Source organism: Nonomuraea ceibae (genome assembly GCF_019396325.1).
GTDB classification, from domain to species: domain Bacteria; phylum Actinomycetota; class Actinomycetes; order Streptosporangiales; family Streptosporangiaceae; genus Nonomuraea; species Nonomuraea ceibae.
Genome location: NZ_JAHKRO010000156.1, coordinates 1 through 19,169 on the forward strand (window position 1 = coordinate 1; position 19,169 = coordinate 19,169).

The following is a 19,169-nucleotide window of genomic DNA, read 5'->3' on the forward strand; positions in this document are numbered from 1 at the left end:
GGCGGTGTCCAGGGTGGCGGTGTCCAGGGTGGCGGTGTCCAGGGTGGCGGTGTCCAGGGTGGCGGTGTCCAGGGTGGCGGTGTCCAGGGTGGCGGTGTCCAGGGTGGCGGTGTCCAGGGTGGCGGTGTCCAGGGTGGCGGTGTCCAGGGTGGCGGTGTCCAGGGTGGCGGTGTCCAGGGTGGCGGTGATCAGGGTGGCGGTGATCAGGGTGGCGGTGACGCGCAGCCGTACGGCGCCGTCGCGTTCGAAGGGGCGCAGCGCGGGCTCCAGGGCGGCGAGGGCGCGGCGGGCGGAGCCGGCGTCGGAGTGCCGGAGGTGGTGGCGGAGCGGGCCGCCTGCGGCCAGGAAGTCGGCGGCGTCGCGCGCGTCGCGGCCCAGCACCTGCTCGGCCTCGACCGCCTCGGCCCGGACCCTGGTGAAGCCGGCGGCGGTGAACACCTCGGCGGCGCGGCCGGGATCGGCGAGCGAGAGCGGCGAGGTGCCGTCGGGCGACGGCGGCGCCTCCGGCAGGTGGGCGGCCACGGCGGCGAGCACCGTGCCGAGGTCGCCCGGGTCGCGCAGGCCCAGGAACGCCACCCGCCCGCCGGGCCGCAGCGCCCGTCCGATGTTGGCGAACGCGGCCACCGGATCGGCGAAGAACATGATCCCGAACCGGCTCGTCGCCACGTCGTACGCGCCCGCCTCGAACGGGTGGACCTGCGCGTCGCCCCGCTCGAACGCGACGTTGCCGAGCCCCTCGGCGGCGGCCAGCCTGCGGGCGGTCTCCAGCATGGGGGCCGACAGGTCGACGCCGGTGACGTGGCGGGCGCGGCGCGCGGCCAGGCGGCTGATCTGGCCGGTGCCGCAGCCGACGTCGAGCACCCGGTCGCCGTCGGCGACGTGCCGGAGCAGGTGGTCGTTGAAGCCGCTGTTGACGGCGTCGTAGCGGTCGGGGTGGCCGGCCCAGTGGGCGCCCTCGTAGCCGTTCCACGCCTCGGACTGGTGCTCGTTGACGATCATCGCGCCTCCATGTGAACGTACGTTCATGAACGATCGTTCATAACGTGTGGGGTTGTCAAGGAAGACGGCGGGCGCCCGCGTGGTTGGGACAGGACATGGAGGAGATCGACGTCGTGGTCATCGGCGCCGGGCAGGCGGGCCTGTCCACCGCGTACTTCCTGCGCAGGTTCGGCTTCGAGCCGCTGGTGCTCGACGCGGCCGACGGGCCTGGCGGCGCGTGGCGGCACCGGTCGCCGACGCTGACCATGGACAAGGTGCACGGCATCTTCGACCTGCCGGGCGTGCGCCGCGAGCCCGAGGTCGACGGCGCGCGGCCCGCCGCCGAGGTGGTGCCCGCCTACTATGCCGGCTACGAGGCGAGCGCCGGGCTGCGCGTGCTGCGGCCGGTCCGGGTGACCGCCGTGCTGCCGGGTGACCGGCTCACCGTCGTGTCCGGAGCGGGGGAGTGGGCGGCCCGCGCGGTGGTCAACGCCACCGGCACCTGGACGCGCCCGTACTGGCCCTACTACCCGGGCGCCCGCGCGTTCGGCGGCCGGCAGCTCCACTACGCCTCCTACCGGGGGCCGGCGGAGTTCGCCGGGCGGCGCGTCGTCGTGGTCGGCGGCGGGCACTCGGCCGCGCACGTGCTGTCGGAGCTGGCCGGGGTGGCCGCGAGCACGCTCTGGGTCACCCGCAGCGAGCCCGACTTCCGCGACGGCGAGTTCGGCGAGCAGGCCCGCCGGGAGGCCGTCGCGCTGGTCGAGGAGCGGGTGCGGGCCGGGCTGCCGCCGCGCAGCGTCGTCAGCGTCACCGGGCTCGGCCACACCGCCGTCGTCCGCGACGCGCTGGCCAAGGGCGTGCTGGAGCGGGTGCCGATGTTCGAGCGGATCACCGCCGGCGGGGTCGCCTGGGCCGGCGGGCGGCACCACGAGGCGGACGTGATCGTGTGGGCGACCGGGTTCCGCTCGGCGCTCGACCATCTCGCCCCGCTGCGGCTGCGCGAGCCGGGCGGCGGCGTCAAGGTCGACGGCACCCGGGCGGTGCGCGAGCCCCGGTTGCAGCTCGTCGGCTACGGCCCCTCGGCGAGCACCATCGGCGCGAACCGGGCCGGCCGCACCGCCGCCGCGGAGGTGCGCCGGCTGCTGTCGGGGGCGTCCGAAAACCGGCCCGGACTGATCGGCGGGTCAGCCGGCGTGCCCGCTGCCTGAGCGTTCGCCGGACCGCATCGGCGAGGGGAAAAATACCGACTCAGCGGTTCATGGTTACAAATTCGGAACCTCTCGACACAGGCTGTGACGATAGGCTAGCGTCCCCCGCAGAAGGATCTTTCCCCCCCGAACGCGGAGGTTCCGTCATGGAAGTTCCCGGCTACACCGAGATCCGGGAACTCGGGCGCGGCGGCACCGGGCACGTGACGCTGGCCGTGCGCGACTCCGACGGGACGGCCGTCGCCGTCAAGCACCTGTCGGACCGGTTACGCGAGGACCCCGTCTTCGCCGCGCGCTTCCGCGCCGAGGCGCGGGTGATCGCCGAGCTCGACAGCCCGCACATCGCCCGCCTGCTCGACTACGTGGAGGACGAGGCAGGCGCCGCCATCGTGATGGAGCTCGTCGACGGCGTCCCGCTGCGCCGCCTGCTCGGGCAGGAGGGCGGCACCGGCCCGGAGGCCGCGCTCGCCGTGCTCAAGGGCGCGCTGCTCGGCCTGGCCGAGGCGCACCGCCACGGCATCGTGCACCGCGACTTCAAGCCCGAGAACGTCATCTTCACCGACGACGGCGGCAGCAAGCTGGTCGACTTCGGCGTGGCCGCGCGCGCCGGCGAGGCGGGCCCGCCGGCCGGCACCCCGCCCTACATGGCGCCCGAGCGGTGGGACGACGCCCCGGCCGGACCGCGCTCCGACGTGTACGCGGCCGCGGCGGTATTCTACGAGTGCCTCACCGGCCGCCGCCCGTTCACCGGCGACAACGTCGCCGCCCTCGCCCACCAGCACCGGCACGCCGTCCCGGACCTGGGCGCGGTCGACGAGCCGGTCCGCGGCCTGGTCCTGTACGGGCTGGCCAAGGACCCGGCCGAGCGGCCCGGCTCGGCCGAGGCGTTCCTGGCCGAGCTGGACCGCGTCGCGTCGGTCGCCTACGGCTCGCGGTGGGAGGCGCGGGGCCGCTCCCGGCTGGGCGCGCTCACCGTGCCGTTCCTCACCCTGCGCGCCCCGCAGCCGGCCCCCGGCGCGGGCACCCTCCCCTTCCCGGCCGGGCTCGCGCCCGCCTCCCGCCTCGCCGTGACCGGCGGGCTCGTGCTGGCGACCGCGGTGGCGGTGGTCTCCGTCTTCCTCATCTGGAACGAGACACCCGGCCCCCGGTACGCGTCCCCGCCCGCCACGTCGCAGCCCGCGCCCGTACCCGGCTCGGGCAGCCCGGAGCCCACGGCGTCCGGCTGGATGACGCCCCCGGTGCGCTTCACCGCCCCGCCCGGCACGCCACCGGCCCGCGACCGGGCCCGCGACCCTGCCCGGGCGGCGACGTTCGGCCCCACGGCCCCGCCCGCCCGCACGCCCGGTGCGCACCGCCCCACCCGCGACGCCGGCCCCGGCGACCCGGCGTCCACCGACGCGCCCACCGGCGCGCCCACCAAGGCCCCCGCCACGGCCCCCGCTCCGACCGGCACGGCGGGCCCCGCCGAGCCCGACGAGCACGAGCGGCCCGAGCCCGAACCCGGGCCCGGCACCGAGCGCCCGGACCCGCCCGCCACCAGCGCCCCGCCGCCCCCTCCCAGCACCCGGCCGCCCGCCAAGAGCAAGGAGCCGCTGGTCTCGGTGTCGGTCAAGGTGTCGGTGGACGTGCCCGTCCTCGGCGGCAAGGGCGACGGGCTGCTCGACGCCGACGTCGGCCTGGGGCTCGGCACCAGCCTGTTCGGCGTCGTCCTCGTCCCCGGCTCGGTGCTCCTCGGCCGGCATCTCGCCGTCCGCAGAACCCGCCGGAACAGGCCGCCGGACGCCTGACGACCCCCTTGGGCAGGGGCGCCGGGATGCGCGGTGGTCAGGACGGGACGGCGGTGAGCCGCCAGCCCCGCCCGCCGCGCTGCGCCTGCCAGAGCCTGCTGTAGGGCCCGCCGGCGGCCACGAGGGAGTCGTGCGTCCCGGTCTCGGTCACGCGCCCGTCCTCGACGACGGCGATCTGGTCGGCCTCGACGACGTTGCCCAGCCGGTGCGCGACGAGCAGCACCGTGCTGTGCCGGGCCAGCTCACGGACCGAACGCCGCAGGAAGCGCTCGTTCTCGGCGTCGAGCGCGGCCGTGGCCTCGTCCAGCAGCACGATCGGCGCCCGCTTGAGCAGCGCCCGCGCGATCGAGACGCGCTGGCGCTCGCCGCCGGACAGCGACACGCCGCCCTCCCCGACCCGGGTACGCCAGCCGTCCGGGAGCCGGGCGACGATCTCGTCCACGCCCGCGAGCCGGGCCGCCTCGGCCAGCTCCTCGCCGGTGGCCTCCGGCCGGCCGAGCCGGATGTTGGCCTCCAGCGTGTCGTCGAACAGGTAGACGTCCTGGAAGACGAGGGCGAGCTGCCCCATCAGGTCCTCGGTGCGCAGCTCGCGCACGTCGGCGCCACCGACGCGGACCGTGCCCTGCCCGGCGTCCCAGAACCGGCTGATGAGCCGGATGACGGTCGTCTTGCCGGACCCGGACGGCCCGACCAGCGCGGTCACCGAGCCGGCCGGCACGGTGAGCGAGAAGTCACGCAGCACCGGCGTCCCCGGCCGGTAGCCGAACGTGACGCGGTCGAGCTCGATCCGCCCGGGCCGCGGCAGCGGCGCCGAGACGGCCGGCTCCGGCACGGCAGGCTCGCGCAGCACGTCGGTGAGGCGGCGCAGGTCGTTCCCGGCGATCCGGATCGCGCCCGCGTACTCGACGGCGTCGGCGAGCGGGCCGGCGAAGCGGAACGCGAGCGCGATGAGCGCGACCGCGGCGGCGGGCGTGACGGCCCCGTCGAGCGCGAGCCACACGCACACCAGCAGCAGCGCCGTCACGGCGAGCTGCACCGCGAGCCCGCCCACCGTGAGCCCCGCCACGCCTTGGGCCAGGGTGCGGCGGCGGGTGCGCCGCTGCTCCTCGATCGCCTCCTCCAGCGGACGGTAGCCGTGCGCGCCGCGGCCGAAGGCGCGCAGCACCCGCTGGTCCCGGCCGAACTCGATGACCCGGGTGGCCGCCTCGACGTCAGCGGCGTGGTTGCGCGCCTCCCCGCGCGACAGGCTCGCGGCGGCGAAGCGGAACGCCAGCGCCAGGACCGGGACGGACAGCGCGGCGGCGAGCCCGAGCCGCCAGTCGTACCAGAACAGGGCGACGGTCACGGCGGCGGGCGAGGCGACGGCGATGACCAGGGGCGCCAGCAGGTGCGCGAAGATCCCGGTGATCATCATGGTGCCGTCGGTGGCCACGCGGGTCAGCCGCCCGGTGCGCCCGGCGTCGAACCAGCCCAGCGGCAGGCTCACCAGGTGGTCGCCGAGCCGCCGGTGCATGGCCGACATGGTGTGCAGCGCGGCGGCCGACCCCCGTACGGTCTGCGCGTACCGGACGGCGGCGGCCACGGCGGTGACGGCCGCGAGCGCCAGCAGGTGCGGGCCGAGCGCGTCGCGGTCGCCGGCGGCGAGGTCCTCGACCACCGGCACGAGCAGCGCCGCGGCGACGCCGCTGAGCAGGCCGTAGACGACGGTCCAGGCCAGGTAGCCGGTCAGGATGCGGGCCCGGTCCGGGCCGAGCAGCAGCCTCAGATCGGCGATCATGCCGCGACCTCCTCGTGCGCCGCCCACATGCGGCTGTAGGGCCCGCCCGAGGCGAGCAGTTCGGCGTGGGTGCCTGTCTCTGCGACGCGGCCCCGGTCCAGGACGACGATCCGGTCGGCGCCGGCGACGGTGGCGAGCCGGTGCGCGATCACCAGCACCGTCCGGCCGCCGGCCAGGCGGGACAGCGCGTCCTGGATCGCCGCCTCCGACTCGGGGTCGGCGAACGCGGTGGCCTCGTCGAGCACCAGCACGGGCGTGTCGGCCAGCAGCGCGCGGGCGATGCCGACCCGCTGCGCCTCACCGCCGGACAGGTGGGCGTCGTGGCCGGCGACGGAGTCGTAGCCGCGGGGGAGCGCGAGGATCCGGTCGTGGATCTGCGCCGCCCGGCAGGCGTCGTGGATCTCGGCGTCCGTCGCCTCGGGCCGGCCGAGCGCGACGTTGTCGCGGATCGAGCCGCCCAGCAGCCGCACGTCCTGCAGCACGAAGCCGATGTGCCGGTAGAGCTCGGCCGGGTCGATCTCCCGTACGTCCACGCCGCCGACGCGGACCGCGCCGCCGGTGACGTCGTGGAAGCGGGGCAGCAGCGTGGCCAGCGTGGACTTGCCGGAGCCGGACGCACCGACGAGCGCCGTGACCGTGCCCGGCTCGCAGGTGAAGCTCACCCCGTCCAGGACGTCGTGCTCGTCGTAGGCGAACCGCACGTCGTCGTACTCGACCCGGTGGCCGGCCGGGCGGCGCGGCGACGCGGGCGCCGGCAGCGGCGCGACCTCCAGCAGCCGCTGGATGCGCAGCGCGGCGGCCGCGGCGGAGCGGCGGCTCAGCGAGGCGAAGCCGAGCGGCTCGATCGCGATCGGGATCACGAAGGCCAGCAGCACGCAGGCCAGCGCCTCGCCCGGCGTCACCCAGCCCGCGCCGGTGAACCACGCGCTCCCGGCGACGGCGACCAGGCCGACCACCGGCGCGGACACCGCGAGCCCCGCCAGCGCCTCGATCCGGTCCATCGGCCGGACCCAGGCGGCGAAGAACTCCGTGTACTCCTCGGCGGCCCGCCGGTAGGCGGCGTGCGCCCGGCCGGCCCGGCCGAACGCCTTGACCACCGCGATGCCCGAGACGAACTCGACCACGGCGGAGCCCAGCTTCGCGTTGCTCTCGTCGATCCTGCGCATGACGTCGTTCGAACCGCGTTCCATGTACGCGTACGCGCCGGCGAACAGCGGCACCGTCGCCACCGCGAGCAGGGCCAGCCGCCAGTCCAGGACCAGCAGGTAGGCGAGCGCGCCGAGCGGCGTGACGATCGCGGCGGTGGTCTCGACGGCCTGGTGGGCGACGAGCTGGTGCAGCGCGTCGACGTCGCTCATCGCGGTCTTGCGCAGCGCCCCGGAGGAGTTGCGGGAGAACCAGCCGAGCGGCACCCGGCCGAGGTGGGCGATCATCCGGCGGCGCACGACCGCCTGCAGCCGCACGTCGGCCACGTGCGTGATCGTCAGCGCCGCGCTCATGAACGCGCCCCGCAGCAGCAGCCCGAGGACGATCAGCGCCGCCACCAGGACCACCCGGTCCCGGTCCGGCGGCGTGGCCAGCAGCGCGCCCGCCAGCTCGGCCAGTCCCGCGTACGGGGCCAGCCCGGCCAGCGCGCCCAGCCCGGCGAGCACGCACGCCGGCCGGACGCGCCCGGCGACGGGACGGCGCAGCTCCCGCAGCGCCCGCACGGCCTCCCGGTGCTCGGCGTCGTCGGCCTGCCCGCTCATGACGCGACCCGCGGGTGCTCTTGCATGTGTTCGTGAGGGTGTTCGTGAACCATGTCCACGACCCTGGCGCGGCCTACCCGGCGGCGTCTTGAACGAATGTTCCCCGGCCCCCGGCCCCGTTCCAGGCGCGATAAAGCGACGCGGGCGTGTAGCCGGCCAGCTCGCGCAGGTCGCGGGTGAGGTGGGGCTGGTCGGCGTAGCCGTACCGGGCGGCGACCTCGGCGGGCGCGGTCCCCGCCATGATCGCGTCGATCGCGGGGGACAGCCGCACGATCATCGCCGCCCGCTTGGGCGTCACCCCGATCTGGGCCTTGAACCGCGTCCACAGCCGCTTGCGGCTCCACCCCGTCTCGGCCGCCAGGTCGCTCGTGCGGCGCCGCCCGCCGCTGGCCACCAGCCCGTGCCAGACGAAGGCCACCTCCGGGTCGACGGACCGGCCCGCGTGCATCCGCCCGGCGAGCGCCGCGCGCAGCTCGGCGAACCGCTCCTCCCACCGCCCCGCGCCCGCGAGCGCCCCGCGGAGCCGCCGCGCCTCGGCGCCCCACAGGTCCTCGAACCCGGCGACGGTGCCGGCCAGCTCGGCTACCGCCCCGTCCAGCACGGAGTACGCGGCCAGCGGGGACAGGTGGACGTCCACGCAGGCCACGTCCCGGCCGTGGACCCGTACCGAGTTGACCCCCACCCCGCTGACGATCCCGGCCGTCACCGGGCCGGACCGCTCGATCCGCAGCTCCCCGTCGAGCACGAGCACGATCGTCAGCCCCGGCTGCGGCAGCACCGGCATGTCCAGGCCCCGCCCGGCGCGGTCGCGGTAGCCCACGAGTTCCACGCCGCCGCCGGGGCCGGGCCCCCGGACGACCTCCCAGCCGCCGCTCTGCTCAGCGCGCACGACCACGGCGGGGACCGGATGATCTAGCAGGACGATTTCCGTACATACCCCGACAGTATCTTCGGGCACCCGTTATCGAGCAGGCGGCCTCGACCCCTGCCGAATCCGTCAATTGCCGGGCACGCAGGAGGATCCCCTACTATCTTGCCTCGATAGAGGGCACCCCCGGCCTGATTTACGTCCTGACCGGATTCCGCCCTGCGGATCGGGCAAAGGAGAAGCGTGGCGGTTGCGTCCCCCGCCGGACGGCGGCGCGGCTCGCTCGGTTCCCGTACGGCGGTCCTCGCCGTCGTGGCGGCCCTGCTCATCGTCCCCGGCACCGCGGGCGCCGACCCGAAGCCGACGGTCAAGAGCCTGGAGAAGGAGCTCGCCGCGCTGCGCAAGGACTCCGACCGGATGATCGAGGACTACTACCACGGCCGCCGCGAGCTGCAACGGGTGGAGAAGGCCGAGAAGGCCGCCCGCGAGAAGCTGGAGGCCGCCCAGGAGATCCTCGACCGCGAGTCCACCTACCTGCGGACGATGGCCGTCGCCGAGTTCATGAGCGGCAGGCGCAACGAGCTCACGATGGTCGCCGAGGAGGAGGACCCGGCCGACCTGCTGAACCGGCTGGCGCTGCGCGACCACCTGATCGCCCAGCAGCAGGCCAGGCTGAGCGGCTACACCCAGGTGCGCGACCGGCACCTGAACGCCCAGAAGGAGGCCGAGGCCCGCGCCGAAGAACTGTCGGCCACCGTCGGCGACCTCGCCGGGAAGCGGGAGAAGGCCGAGAAGCAGATCGAGCGCATCCGGGACAAGATCGACCAGCTCCACAAGGCGCCCGGCCGCCGCGGCGACGGCACCTGGCTCCCGCAGCTCCCCGGCGGGCCGGACAACATCACCCCCCGGATGCGGCTGGTCAAGACGCTCATCGCCAAGCGCTTCGTGGTGCCGTTCGGGATCGGCTGCTACCGGGCGATCCAGGACGGCGGCGAGCACCCGCTGGGCCGGGCCTGCGACTTCATGCTCAGCCGGGGCGGCGCCATGCCGTCGGCCGCCGAGATCCAGCGCGGCCACGACATCTCCGCCTGGGCGATCAAGAACGCCAAGCGGCTCGGCATCATGTACATCATCTACCGCCAGCGCATCTGGCACGTCCGCACCGGGGCGTGGCGCTACATGTCCGACCGGGGCGGCGCCACCGCCAACCACTACGACCACCCGCACATCTCGGTCTACTGACGCACAGGGGCCGCCCTACCAGGCGAATCTTCTCCTATGTAGGGGCTTGTCCCGGTTCCTCTGCCCACCGGACCGAGAGCAGCACGCCTGTTGTCTTCCGCGTGGGCCGGTCCTCGGCCATGACGCCCGGAAGCCACCTGCGAGGGGCGCGGGTTCGCAGGCCCTCCGCACGCACAGGTCGCGGCAGCAGTGGCACGAGGTGGCGCACGATGCTCATGGCGCAAGCAGGCTCGCCGAACGCGTGAGCGCTCGCGTGGAGCGCGCTTACGACTTCGCCGACCTGGTTGCGGAGCGGGCGCGCCTCGCCGGGGTGGAACTGCCGGTTTCCGTCGGTGCGCGCCGAGGGCGTCGAGCCGTGCCGGCTCGTGCCGACGTTCAGTAGGGATTCGTGCAGGCGATGGACATGTCGTCGAAGCGCACCCATGTCTTGACGCCGTTGCTGTTACCGAAGATCACCTGTAGGTAGATGGTGCCCGAGTAGCCTTGCAGGTTCAATCCGGACATGGATATCTGCTTGTAGCCTCCGCCCGTTACCCAGGGATAGGTTTCGGCGATGATATGCCATCCGTTCGGATTCCAGACCTGTAGGCCGACGAACGCGCCAGAATACAGAACGTTGACCCATACTCCTACCGCGCAGTTGTATCGATCGACGAAGCCGCCGTCGAGGGTTATCGGAATACGATTTGCGGCCCAGCCATTGCCGACGTAGAGCCAGCCGTTATTCACCCCCGAACGCGCTACGGGCTGGTTGATGTCATAGCCGGCGATCCCGTCGCCGTCGCCCCCGCCTTGCCACCTGGTCTGCGGAACGCCCTCCAGGTCGTCGGTGCGCGACGTGATGCCGGCTAGTGCCCCGGTAGCGGTCGACACCACGGTCCCAGTCGAAATGACCATGATGGCGACCAGTGGGGCCAGCACCCTGAATAACTTCGATCTACGGCCGAGTGCTTTCATGGGCCCTCCGCAGCCTATGTAGGTGAGGGGATCGTCCACATCATCAGCGAGGCTGGGCTATTTGGCCAGAAGTTCTTTGCCCGCGTTTCATCACGGTGCTGGACAAGATCCGGGTGGCCCGGTGTGCCAGGGGTCGTCGTGCGCCCAGATCCGCAGCAGGCCGCAGCGGCCGGGCACCGTGGCCAGCGGCCGACGGCGCATGGGCGACCTCCTGGCCCGCACGGCAGGCGCCTTGCCTGTGGTGCTTGCGGGCGTCGGGGGAGTCCTGCTCTCCCATCGCCCGGCGGCGCGGGCCGTCCGTACGCTCACCCGGCGCCCCGACGATGAGCTGGACGCGGCCGTCCGGCAGGACCGGCACCCCGGATGTCCCGATCCCCTGGGTCCGGAGGTTCTCGAACGATTCAGCCGTTCGTAAGAGAGTTACGCATCACCTGAGCGGTTCAGTCCGGGCCGGGTTTCGTGCGCCGGGAGCTTGCTCGCGAAAGTGCCGAGCTGCCACTCGTAGGTTCCGGGCGCCCCCGCCTCCCGCATGCCGATCTCGCGCTTGACCACTCGATAGAACTCTCCGCGCGCCCGGCTGGTCGCCTGGACGGCGAGATCCCACGTGAGATCCGCCTCCTGCCCGTCGGCGATCAATTCCAGCCGGAAAACAGCTTCGTGCCACTTTCTTCCGGCGACGATGGCCTCGTCGCTCCCGAACAGAAGCACGGCCTCCCAGCTTATGGTTCGTTCTTCCTCCGCCGCCGCCAGGTCCGACTTCGAGTATTCCGGGGCGAGAAAGTTCAGTTCCGCGCCCACGCCTCGCTGGGATGCCAGCTTCATGCAGATGGAAATGGTTTTCTTGACGGCGTGCGCGTACTCCATGTACGCGATCACGCGCCGCTCGTCCCAGCGCGTGGCGAGCTGTCGTTTCCACCTCGTGCGTTCGGTGAGTGCGGTGACGCCGTACGTTCCGATCGCGCCCAGCAGAACGCCGATGAGTGCGGGGAGTTGTGCCAGGACGTTCTGCAACTCGCACGACCTTTCTCGGCGGGCGGTTCACGCGCCGGGAAGATCAATATACTGCCGGGCGCCGGCCCGGGGGAGAGGTCCTGTTCGCCGGGGCGCCCGGTGCCCCGGGAAGGAGAGCGTCTAGGCTCAGTCCCGGCATCTAGGGGGGAGCCTGATGAAGGTTGTCATACCCGGCGGCACCGGGCAGGTGGGTGCGATCCTTAGGCGGGCGCTGACCGGCGCGGGCCACGACGTCGTGGTCCTGACCCGGCGGCCGGCGCGCGAGGGCGAGGTTCACTGGGACGGTGAGACGCCGGGGCCGTGGACGGCCGAGATCGACGGCAGCGACCTCGTGGTCAACCTGGCCGGTCGGAGCGTCAACTGCCGCTACACGCCCGAAACGCTGAGCGCCATGATGCGGTCGCGGGTGCGCTCCACCCGGGTGGTCGGCGAGGCGATCGCCGCCGCCGCGCGGCCGCCCCGGGTTTGGCTGCAGATGAGCACCGCCACCGTCTACGCCCACCGCTTCGACGCGGCCAACGACGAGGCGACCGGCGTGATCGGCGGCGGCGAGCCCGGCGTCCCGCGCTACTGGGCCTACAGCGTGGAGATCGCCAAGGCGTGGGAGCGGGAGCAGGAGCGGGCCAGTACGCCGGGCACCCGCAAGGTCGCCCTGCGCACCGCCATGGTGATGAGCCCCGACCGCGGCGGCGTGTTCGACGTCCTGCTGCGGATGGCGCGGCTCGGCCTCGGCGGAGCGATCGCGGGCGGCGCCCAGTACGTGTCGTGGATCCACGAGCGCGACTTCGCCCGCGCCGTCGAGTTCCTGGCCGGGTGCGACGACCTGACCGGGCCGGTGAACCTCGCCGCCCCGGACCCGCTGCCGCAGCGCGCGTTCATGCGGGAGCTGCGCCGGGCGAAGGGCGTCCCGGTGGGGCTGCCCGCGACGCGGTGGATGGCCGAGCTCGGCGCGCTCGCGATGCGTTCGGACACCGAGCTGCTGCTGAAGAGCCGCCGGGTCGTCCCCGGGCGGCTGCTCGACGCCGGTTTCACGTTCGACTTCGGCCAGTGGCCGCAGGCCGCCCGCGACCTCGTCCGCCGCTCACGCACCGGCGCCCGCTAGCGCGCGACCGGACGCCCCCACCTCGGCCGAGGTCATTCGCGGACCCGGCCGCGGGGGCGGAGCCGGGTGCCGGGCAGGGCGGGGGCGGGCAGCGGCGGGCCGCCGAAGCCCTCGACGACGCCGAACCCGTCGCCCGATGCCCACTCCTCGCGGAAGGCCACGATCTCGTCGTGGTCGCGGCCGACGAAGTTCCACCACATGACGATCTCCTCGCCGAACGGCTCGCCGCCGATCAGCAGCACCCGCCCGCGCCCGCTCAGCCGTATGCGGTCACGTCCCGGGGGCAGGTAGCGCAGCGGGCCCGCGCGCAGCGGCTCGACCTCGCCGTCGAGCAGCAGCAGCCCGTGCTCGAACGCCGGATCCAGCGGCAGCTCGGCCGTCCCGTCGACCGCCGCCTGCGCGCCCACGAGCGGGCTGAAGACCGTGGCGGGGGAGACGGCCCCGCCCAGCGCCCCCATGAACACGGTCGCCGAGAAGCCGTCGCCCGTCAGCTCCGGCAGCGCGGCGTGGTGCTCGAAGGCGGGCGCCGTGCGCCGGTCGGTCCCGGGCAGCGCCACCCAGAGCTGCACCCCGTGCAGCGTCTCGTGCGGCGACTCCTCCGAGTGCGAGATGCCGCGCCCGGCCGTCATCAGGTTGAGCTGCCCGGGCCGTACCTCGCGCAGGCTGCCGAGGCTGTCGCGGTGCAGCACCCGGCCCGCCAGCAGCCAGCTCACCGTCTGCAGGCCGGTGTGCGGGTGCGGCGGCACCCGCATCCGCGTCACCTCGGGCCCGTAGGCGTCGGCGAAGCACCAGGCGCCGATGAGCCGCCGCCGCACGCCGGGCAGCGTGCGGCTCACCGCCATCGCCCGCGGCCCGCCCAGCGGCACGGACCGCCCCTCCAGCAGCTCCTCGCCCCCGCCGTCGGCGGCGCAGCGGATCTCGCGCGGGTCCGTTTCAAGGTTGCTCACCCTGAGACTGTACGGCTGTCGGCCGCACCGCTGCTCAGCCGAGCGTCTCCCACCACCCGTCGACGGCCGGGGCGGCGGCGGTGTCGACGGCCTCGCCGGGACGGGGCACCACGATCCGCACGTCACGCGCCTTGGCCTCGCGCCACAGCCGGTCCACCGGCTCCGACCAGGGGTGCAGCGCCAGCGTGAACGTCGCCCAGTGCACCGGCAGCATCAGCCGCCCGCCCAGGTCGAGGTGGGCGTTGACCGCCTCCTCCGGGTTCATGTGCACGTCGGGCCAGGCGGGGCTGTAGGCGCCGATCGGCATGAGCGTCAGGTCGAACGGCCCGTGCGCCGCGCCGATGCCCTTGTAGCCCTCGAAGTAGCCGGAGTCGCCCGCGTAGAAGACCCGCTTGGCGGCCCCGGCCACGACCCAGGAGCCCCACAGCGTGTCGTTGCGGAAGAACGTCCGGCCGGAGAAGTGGCGGGCCGCCGTCGCGACGAACCGCAGCCCGCCGACCACGGCCTCCTCGTCCCAGTCGAGCTCGACGATCCGGTACGCGGGCACGCCCCAGCGCTCCAGGTGGGCGCCGATGCCGAGCGGCACCAGGAACGGCGCCTTCTGCGTGCGGATCAGCGTGCGCACGGTCGCCAGGTCGAGGTGGTCGTAGTGGTCGTGGGAGATGACCACGGCGTCGACCTGGGGCAGCGCGCCGAGCCCCACGGGCGGCTCGTGGTGGCGCTTGGGGCCGACGAGCCGCGTCGGCGACGGCCGCCTGCTCCACACCGGGTCGAACAGCACCCGCCGCCCCTCGATCTCGACCAGCGTGGACGCGTGGCCGTACCAGACGGCCCGGACGCCGTCGGCGGGCGGCGCGTCGGCGGGCGGGATGCGCACCGGGATCCGGCCGGGCGGCCGGCGCAGCTCCTTGTCCTTGGCCAGCTCGCCGAGCAGCCCCACCGGCGGCGTGGTGATCATCGCGGTGCCCTCGGGCATGGTGTTGACGAACGCGCCGTCCCTGAACTGCGGTGAGCGCCGGATCCGCGCCGCCCGTTCCGGGCCGGACGTCAGCGGGCGCACGCCCAGCTCGGCGGGCACGTCCCGGAGCGCCCATCCCGCGGCGGCGAGCGCCGCGCCCCCCACCAGGATGCGTCGTGCCGTCCGAAAACCTGCCATCGCTCACTCTCCCCTGAATTCCGGTACACCAGCTCAACTGATCGCGGGGCCGCCGGTGTTCCCGGGGACGGACGCCGTTTCGCGGCGTCAGACGGTCTTCGTCGCGCCGCCGTCGACGACGTAGTCGGCGCCGCTGACGCTCGCGGCGAGCGGTGAGGCCAGGTACGCCACCAGCGAGGCGACCTCGTCGGGCGTGACGAACCTGCCGGTCGTCATGCCCATCGTGCCGGGCAGCCCGGCCAGCAGCTGCTCGTGCGGCAGGCCGAACGCGCCCGCCAGCGCCGCGCCGTAGCCGTCGGGCGCCTCCCACATAGCGGTCAGCACCGGGCCGGGTGAGACGGTGTTGACCCGCACCCCCTGCGGCCCGAACTCCTCGGCCAGCGCCTTGCTCCAGGCGGTGAGCGCGGCCTTGGCGGTCGTATAGGGGACGGGGCCGGCGTGCGGCACGCGGGCGCCGTTGGAGGAGACGTTCACGACGGCGCCGCTCCCGCGCAGCAGGCTGGGCAGCGCGGCCCGGGTGGCGCGCACGGCGCTGAGGAAGTTGAGGTCGTGGGTGAGCCGCCACTGCTCCTCGGTGAAGCCGAGGAAGCCGCCGGTCTGGCCGTCGCCGCCGTCGCCGCCGCCCACGTTGTTGACCAGCAGGTCGATCTCGCCCAGCTCGGCCAGCGCCCGCTCGACCAGCTCGCCGGGCCCGGCGGGGGTGGACAGGTCCACGCTGACGCCGGTCGCGCCGGTGGCGATCAGCTCGGGCGTGATCGTCCTGGCTCCGGCCACGACGCGCATGCCCTCCTCGCGCAGCGTGCGGACGATGGCCAGCCCGATGCCCCGGCCGGCTCCGGTGACGACGGCGGTCTTGCCGGTGAGTCGCAGGTCCATGATGAAGCCCTTCGTTAGTTGCGACAAGCTCGATGCGTAGACCATAGAAGATGCGACACTGATGATGCAACTCTTCGGCAAAGCGGTACGGTGCTGTATCCTCGTGACGCGTGAGCCAGGGAACCCGGGCCCGCCGGTCAGACGCCGAGCGGACCGTACGCACGATCCTGGAGGCCGCCGAGCGCGTCCTCAGCCGCAACCCGTCGGCCAGCATGGAGCAGATCGCCGAGGCGGCCGGCGTCGCCCGCACCACCGTGCACCGGCGCTTCGCCTCCCGCGAGGCGCTGGTCGAGGCCATGACCGAGTGGGCCACCCGGCGCTTCGCCGAGGCCGTCGCCGCGGCCGGCCCGCAGACCACGCCGCCCCTGGTCGCGCTCTACCAGGCCACCGCCAACGTGCTCCGGGTGAAGATCGACTGGGGCTTCGCCATGAGCCGCGCCGCCACGGCCGGGCCCGAGGTCGCCCGCGTCCACGCCGAGGTGGAGGAGAGCTGCGCCGAGCTGTTCCGCCGGGCGCAGGCGGCCGGGGTGCTGCGCGACGACGTGGACCTCGACTGGGCCAGGCGCGTCTACTACGCGCTCATCCACGAGGCCGCGCAGAGCCCCGGCGAGCCCGACGCCCTGGCCACCCGCCTGGTCGACACCCTGCTCAGGGGCGTCGGCGCGGAGCGGCTCAGCGACGCGGGCTGATCACCGCCGGGCGTTCAGCCGATCACCCGCACGCCCGTCTTCGACCACAGCGCCCGCGAGGCCGCCTCCGGGTCGGCCACGTCCGACGGCTTCACGTCGAACAGGTGGGTGACCGCCGTCGCCGGGTCGTAGGCGGGCCAGCCCGGGTCGCCGGTGGCCGCGAACCGGGTCCAGGCCGTGCGGAACTGCTCCGACATCGCCTCCGTGTCCGGCGAGCCGCCCGCCTGCATGAGCGCCAGCTCGCCCCGCGTCGTGCCGAACACCAGCGGCACGTCCAGCCCGTGACACGCGCCGAGCACCGGGGTGGGCGCCCAGGTCAGCTCATAGGCGTACGTGGTCCCGTGATGGGCGTCGGCCAGCAGCGCGCTCGGCATCCTGAACAGCCAGTCCGACATCAGCCGCACGTACAGGTCGCCGTCCGAGGCTCCCGGCAGCGCCGCCCGGTAGGCGGCGTCCGCGCCGTCGGGGGCCAGCGCCTCCAGCGCCGCCGCCAGGTTAGGCGGCCCGCTCGCCATCGCGTGGAAGACGGTGAACTCGTCGCGGTTGTACCCGACGATCAGCTCCACGTCCGCGCCCGCCCCGGCCGCCAGCGCGTTCCACGGCGTGTCCGGCAGCACCTCGCCGTCGACCACCGGCGCCACCGGCATCCCCATGTGCGTCAGCAGCCCCCACCGATCGCGCGCGCCCGGCAGCTCCTCCCGGGCGAACGCCGCCGACGCCGCCACCAGCCCCTCCGGCGTCGTCTCGTACGGGGACCCGCCGCCCAGCCGGGCCATCACCGCGCCGGTCACCCGCGAGGCCAGCTCGGAGGTCAGGAACGGCCCCGGCACGCTCTGCGCGATCGCCCGCCGGAACAGCCCGGCCGCCGACGGCATCACCATGAGCGCCGCCACCGAGCCCGCCCCCGCCGACTCGCCGAAGACCGTGACGTTGTCCGGGTCGCCGCCGAACGCCGCCACGTTCTCCCGCACCCAGCGCAGCGCCGCCACCTGGTCCAGCAGCCCCCGGTTGGCCGGAGCGCCCTCGACCTGGGCGAATCCCTCCATGCCGACCCGGTAGTTCAGCGTCACCACGACCACCCCGTGCCGGGCCAGCCGCGCGCCGTCGTACTCGGGCCAGTCGGCCGACCCCATCCAGTACGCGCCTCCGTACAGCCACACCATGACCGGCAGCCCGGAGCCGCCGGGATCGGGCGTCCACGCGTTCACCGTGAGGATGTCCAGCCCGGCGGCCGGATCCCACGGCTCCTGGCCGGGCATGATCGCCGGCTGCGGCGGGCGCGGCCCGAACGCGGTCGCCTCCAGCGTGCCCTCCCACGGGTCCGCAGGCTCCGGCGCGGCGAACCTGAGCGGCCCGAACGGGATCTTCGCGTACGGGATGCCCTTGAAGACGGCGATGCCGTCGTCCTCCAGGCCGCTGACCTTCCCTGTCGTGATCGTCGGCATGACGTGAGCCCTTCTCGTCGTCGTGTTGCGATCACCAGTCTTCTCCGCTATGGGGCCGGTCTACCTTTCGGGGTGCGGCCACGGGTTCGGGCGGCAGCGGCCCAGCGACTTCGTCTGCTGCGCCATCACCGGGGCGAGCCTGCCGGGGCCGGGGCACGGCCGGTGGCGGTGACCCAGCGCGTGGCCGACCTCGTGGCTGATCAGATAGCGGCGGTAGGCGGCCAGGTCGCCGCCGTACTGGGGGATGCCCCGCGCCCAGCGCAGCGCGTTGATGACCGAGCGGGTGCCGTTCCAGCAGGACAGGTGGCCGCCGGTCCGCAGCGGGCGGCACCTGCGGTCGGTCGTCGCCGGGCTCGACAGCGCCACCCGCACCCGCACCGGCGGGCGGGACACGCGCCGGAACCGCGTCCAGCCGCGCGGGTCGTTCAGCGTGCGGTGCACCTGCGCCGCGAAGGCCCGGCCGTCGAACGGCAGCCCGCGCTCCACCTCCACCAGGTAGCGCACCGCCCGGCCCGGCCCGCGCCGGGCCGCCGCGCTCCCGCCGACGACCTCGTAGTGCCCGGACGCCGCCCTCGGCACCACGACCTCGCGGGCCTCCCCGGATTCCCCGCCTTCCCCGGTCTCCGGGCCGGGCGCCGTAGCGGCCACGCCCGACACCGGCGGGGCCGCGGGCGTGACCGCCTCGCCGCAGCCCGCCGTCAGCAGCACCAGGGCCAGGACCAGGAACGGGCGCATCGCCGCCTCCCCCTACTCGCGCACGGTGGGGGAACGACGATCATACGCCCGGCCCTCACACCGGCGGGGCGTACGGGGCGAGGTCGATCGGCGGCTCCTCGCCCAGCGCCAGCGCGGCGGCGATCCGGCCCGCGAACGGCCCCGCCGTCAGCCCGTACGCGCTCAGGCCCGTCGCCACCACCACCCGGTCGGTGAGCCGCCCGATGAGCGGCCGGCCGGGCGCGTACACCGGCCGAAGCCCCACCCTCGCCTCCGTCACCGTCGCCCCGAACAGGCCCGGCGCGATCCGCAGCCCCGCCTGCAGCACCTCGTCCAGCCCGCCCATCGTCACGCGCGGCGCGAACCCGACGTCCTCCACCGTCGCCCCCACCACCAGCCGCGACCCCGGGAAGCCCAGCAGGTACGGCCCGCTGCGCGGCAGCACGATCGGCCACCACGCGGTGTCGACGCCGTCGAGCGTGGCGTGCACGATCTGGCCCCGCCTCGGGAACACGGGCAGCTCCACGCCGAGCGGCCGGCACGCCTCCCCGGCCCACGCCCCGGCGGCCACGATCACCGCGTCCGCCTCCAGAGCCTCCCCGGCCTCGCCGCCGGGCCCGCCCTCGACCTCGCGCCCCACCCCGAAGGCGGGCCCGGCGGGCGG

At 74.5% G+C, this 19,169-nt stretch carries 17 protein-coding genes; 5 read left to right on the plus strand and 12 right to left on the minus strand.

The window, feature by feature from the left end; translation table 11 throughout:
• A partial coding sequence (locus KME80_RS45490) for a methyltransferase domain-containing protein (protein WP_219518018.1) occupies positions 1 to 999 on the minus strand: 999 nt, incomplete at its 3' end.
• Between the two features lie 95 nt (positions 1,000 to 1,094).
• Between KME80_RS45490 and KME80_RS45495 the strand changes: the two genes are divergently transcribed.
• Positions 1,095 to 2,186: an FAD-dependent oxidoreductase gene (locus KME80_RS45495; protein ID WP_219518019.1), complete on the plus strand. Its 1,092-nt coding sequence runs from the start codon at positions 1,095 to 1,097 to the stop codon at positions 2,184 to 2,186.
• 146 nt (positions 2,187 to 2,332) lie between these two features.
• Entirely contained in the window at positions 2,333 to 3,973 is a 1,641-nt protein-coding gene (locus tag KME80_RS52370) for a serine/threonine-protein kinase (RefSeq protein ID WP_219518020.1), read from the plus strand.
• A 37-nt stretch (positions 3,974 to 4,010) separates the two neighbouring features.
• On the opposite strand, the gene KME80_RS45505 is transcribed toward KME80_RS52370, so the two are convergent.
• The 3 genes from KME80_RS45505 to KME80_RS53045 form a co-directional block, all read right to left on the minus strand.
• Positions 4,011 to 5,750, minus strand: coding sequence for an ABC transporter ATP-binding protein (locus KME80_RS45505; protein ID WP_219518021.1), 1,740 nt, complete (start codon positions 5,748 to 5,750; stop codon positions 4,011 to 4,013).
• Positions 5,747 to 7,498, minus strand: coding sequence for an ABC transporter ATP-binding protein (locus KME80_RS45510; RefSeq protein WP_219518022.1), 1,752 nt, complete (start codon positions 7,496 to 7,498; stop codon positions 5,747 to 5,749). The genes KME80_RS45505 and KME80_RS45510 overlap by 4 nt, the downstream gene beginning before the upstream one ends.
• Before the next feature lie 73 nt (positions 7,499 to 7,571).
• The gene (locus KME80_RS53045) at positions 7,572 to 8,393 is read right to left on the minus strand and encodes a helix-turn-helix domain-containing protein (protein ID WP_219518023.1); all 822 of its coding nucleotides are present in this window, start codon (positions 8,391 to 8,393) and stop codon (positions 7,572 to 7,574) included.
• Positions 8,394 to 8,609: 216 nt separating this feature from the next.
• Here KME80_RS53045 and KME80_RS45520 point away from each other — a divergent pair, with 216 nt between their 5' ends.
• A complete protein-coding gene (locus KME80_RS45520; RefSeq protein ID WP_308126205.1) occupies positions 8,610 to 9,608 on the plus strand; it encodes a coiled-coil domain-containing protein in 999 nt (332 codons plus the stop codon).
• Positions 9,609 to 9,983: 375 nt separating this feature from the next.
• Here KME80_RS45520 and KME80_RS45525 read toward each other — a convergent pair whose 3' ends face one another.
• Both KME80_RS45525 and KME80_RS45530 read right to left on the minus strand, forming a co-directional pair.
• The gene (locus KME80_RS45525) at positions 9,984 to 10,565 is read right to left on the minus strand and encodes a hypothetical protein (RefSeq protein ID WP_219518025.1); all 582 of its coding nucleotides are present in this window, start codon (positions 10,563 to 10,565) and stop codon (positions 9,984 to 9,986) included.
• 420 nt (positions 10,566 to 10,985) lie between these two features.
• Complete coding sequence (locus KME80_RS45530; protein WP_219518026.1) at positions 10,986 to 11,576, minus strand: hypothetical protein; 591 nt, start codon at positions 11,574 to 11,576, stop codon at positions 10,986 to 10,988.
• A gap of 154 nt (positions 11,577 to 11,730) precedes the next feature.
• On the opposite strand from KME80_RS45530, the gene KME80_RS45535 reads away from it, so the two are divergent.
• Positions 11,731 to 12,678 carry a DUF1731 domain-containing protein gene (locus KME80_RS45535; protein ID WP_219518027.1) on the plus strand — a complete coding sequence of 316 codons (948 nt, stop codon included), beginning with the start codon at positions 11,731 to 11,733 and terminating at the stop codon, positions 12,676 to 12,678.
• 32 nt (positions 12,679 to 12,710) lie between these two features.
• Here KME80_RS45535 and KME80_RS45540 read toward each other — a convergent pair whose 3' ends face one another.
• The 3 genes from KME80_RS45540 to KME80_RS45550 all read right to left on the minus strand — a co-directional run bounded on the left by KME80_RS45540 (position 12,711) and on the right by KME80_RS45550 (position 15,657).
• A complete protein-coding gene (locus tag KME80_RS45540; RefSeq protein ID WP_219518028.1) occupies positions 12,711 to 13,625 on the minus strand; it encodes a pirin family protein in 915 nt (304 codons plus the stop codon).
• 34 nt (positions 13,626 to 13,659) lie between these two features.
• Entirely contained in the window at positions 13,660 to 14,781 is a 1,122-nt protein-coding gene (locus tag KME80_RS45545; RefSeq protein ID WP_219518029.1) for an MBL fold metallo-hydrolase, read from the minus strand.
• A gap of 87 nt (positions 14,782 to 14,868) precedes the next feature.
• The gene (locus tag KME80_RS45550) at positions 14,869 to 15,657 is read right to left on the minus strand and encodes an SDR family NAD(P)-dependent oxidoreductase (protein WP_219518030.1); all 789 of its coding nucleotides are present in this window, start codon (positions 15,655 to 15,657) and stop codon (positions 14,869 to 14,871) included.
• A 110-nt stretch (positions 15,658 to 15,767) separates the two neighbouring features.
• Here KME80_RS45550 and KME80_RS45555 point away from each other — a divergent pair, with 110 nt between their 5' ends.
• Positions 15,768 to 16,346 (plus strand): TetR/AcrR family transcriptional regulator, encoded by a 579-nt coding sequence (locus KME80_RS45555; protein ID WP_219518031.1) that lies wholly within the window; start codon positions 15,768 to 15,770, stop codon positions 16,344 to 16,346.
• A gap of 14 nt (positions 16,347 to 16,360) precedes the next feature.
• Here KME80_RS45555 and KME80_RS45560 read toward each other — a convergent pair whose 3' ends face one another.
• From KME80_RS45560 to KME80_RS45570, 3 genes are all read right to left on the minus strand, one after another.
• A complete protein-coding gene (locus tag KME80_RS45560; RefSeq protein ID WP_219518032.1) occupies positions 16,361 to 17,791 on the minus strand; it encodes a carboxylesterase/lipase family protein in 1,431 nt (476 codons plus the stop codon).
• A gap of 60 nt (positions 17,792 to 17,851) precedes the next feature.
• The gene (locus tag KME80_RS45565; RefSeq protein ID WP_219518033.1) at positions 17,852 to 18,526 is read right to left on the minus strand and encodes a DUF3152 domain-containing protein; all 675 of its coding nucleotides are present in this window, start codon (positions 18,524 to 18,526) and stop codon (positions 17,852 to 17,854) included.
• A 55-nt stretch (positions 18,527 to 18,581) separates the two neighbouring features.
• Positions 18,582 to 19,169 (minus strand): NAD(P)/FAD-dependent oxidoreductase (locus KME80_RS45570; protein ID WP_219518034.1); only part of this gene is annotated, 588 nt, incomplete at its 5' end.

Coding starts and splice junctions, on each gene's coding strand:
- KME80_RS45495 (WP_219518019.1), top strand. CDS start 1,095: ATGGAGGAGATCGACGTCGTGGTCATCGGCGCCGGGCAGGCGGGCCTG.
- KME80_RS52370 (WP_219518020.1), top strand. CDS start 2,333: ATGGAAGTTCCCGGCTACACCGAGATCCGGGAACTCGGGCGCGGCGGC.
- KME80_RS45505 (WP_219518021.1), bottom strand. CDS start 5,750: ATGATCGCCGATCTGAGGCTGCTGCTCGGCCCGGACCGGGCCCGCATC.
- KME80_RS45510 (WP_219518022.1), bottom strand. CDS start 7,498: ATGAGCGGGCAGGCCGACGACGCCGAGCACCGGGAGGCCGTGCGGGCG.
- KME80_RS45525 (WP_219518025.1), bottom strand. CDS start 10,565: ATGAAAGCACTCGGCCGTAGATCGAAGTTATTCAGGGTGCTGGCCCCA.
- KME80_RS45535 (WP_219518027.1), top strand. CDS start 11,731: ATGAAGGTTGTCATACCCGGCGGCACCGGGCAGGTGGGTGCGATCCTT.
- KME80_RS45545 (WP_219518029.1), bottom strand. CDS start 14,781: ATGGCAGGTTTTCGGACGGCACGACGCATCCTGGTGGGGGGCGCGGCG.
- KME80_RS45550 (WP_219518030.1), bottom strand. CDS start 15,657: ATGGACCTGCGACTCACCGGCAAGACCGCCGTCGTCACCGGAGCCGGC.
- KME80_RS45560 (WP_219518032.1), bottom strand. CDS start 17,791: ATGCCGACGATCACGACAGGGAAGGTCAGCGGCCTGGAGGACGACGGC.
- KME80_RS45565 (WP_219518033.1), bottom strand. CDS start 18,526: ATGCGCCCGTTCCTGGTCCTGGCCCTGGTGCTGCTGACGGCGGGCTGC.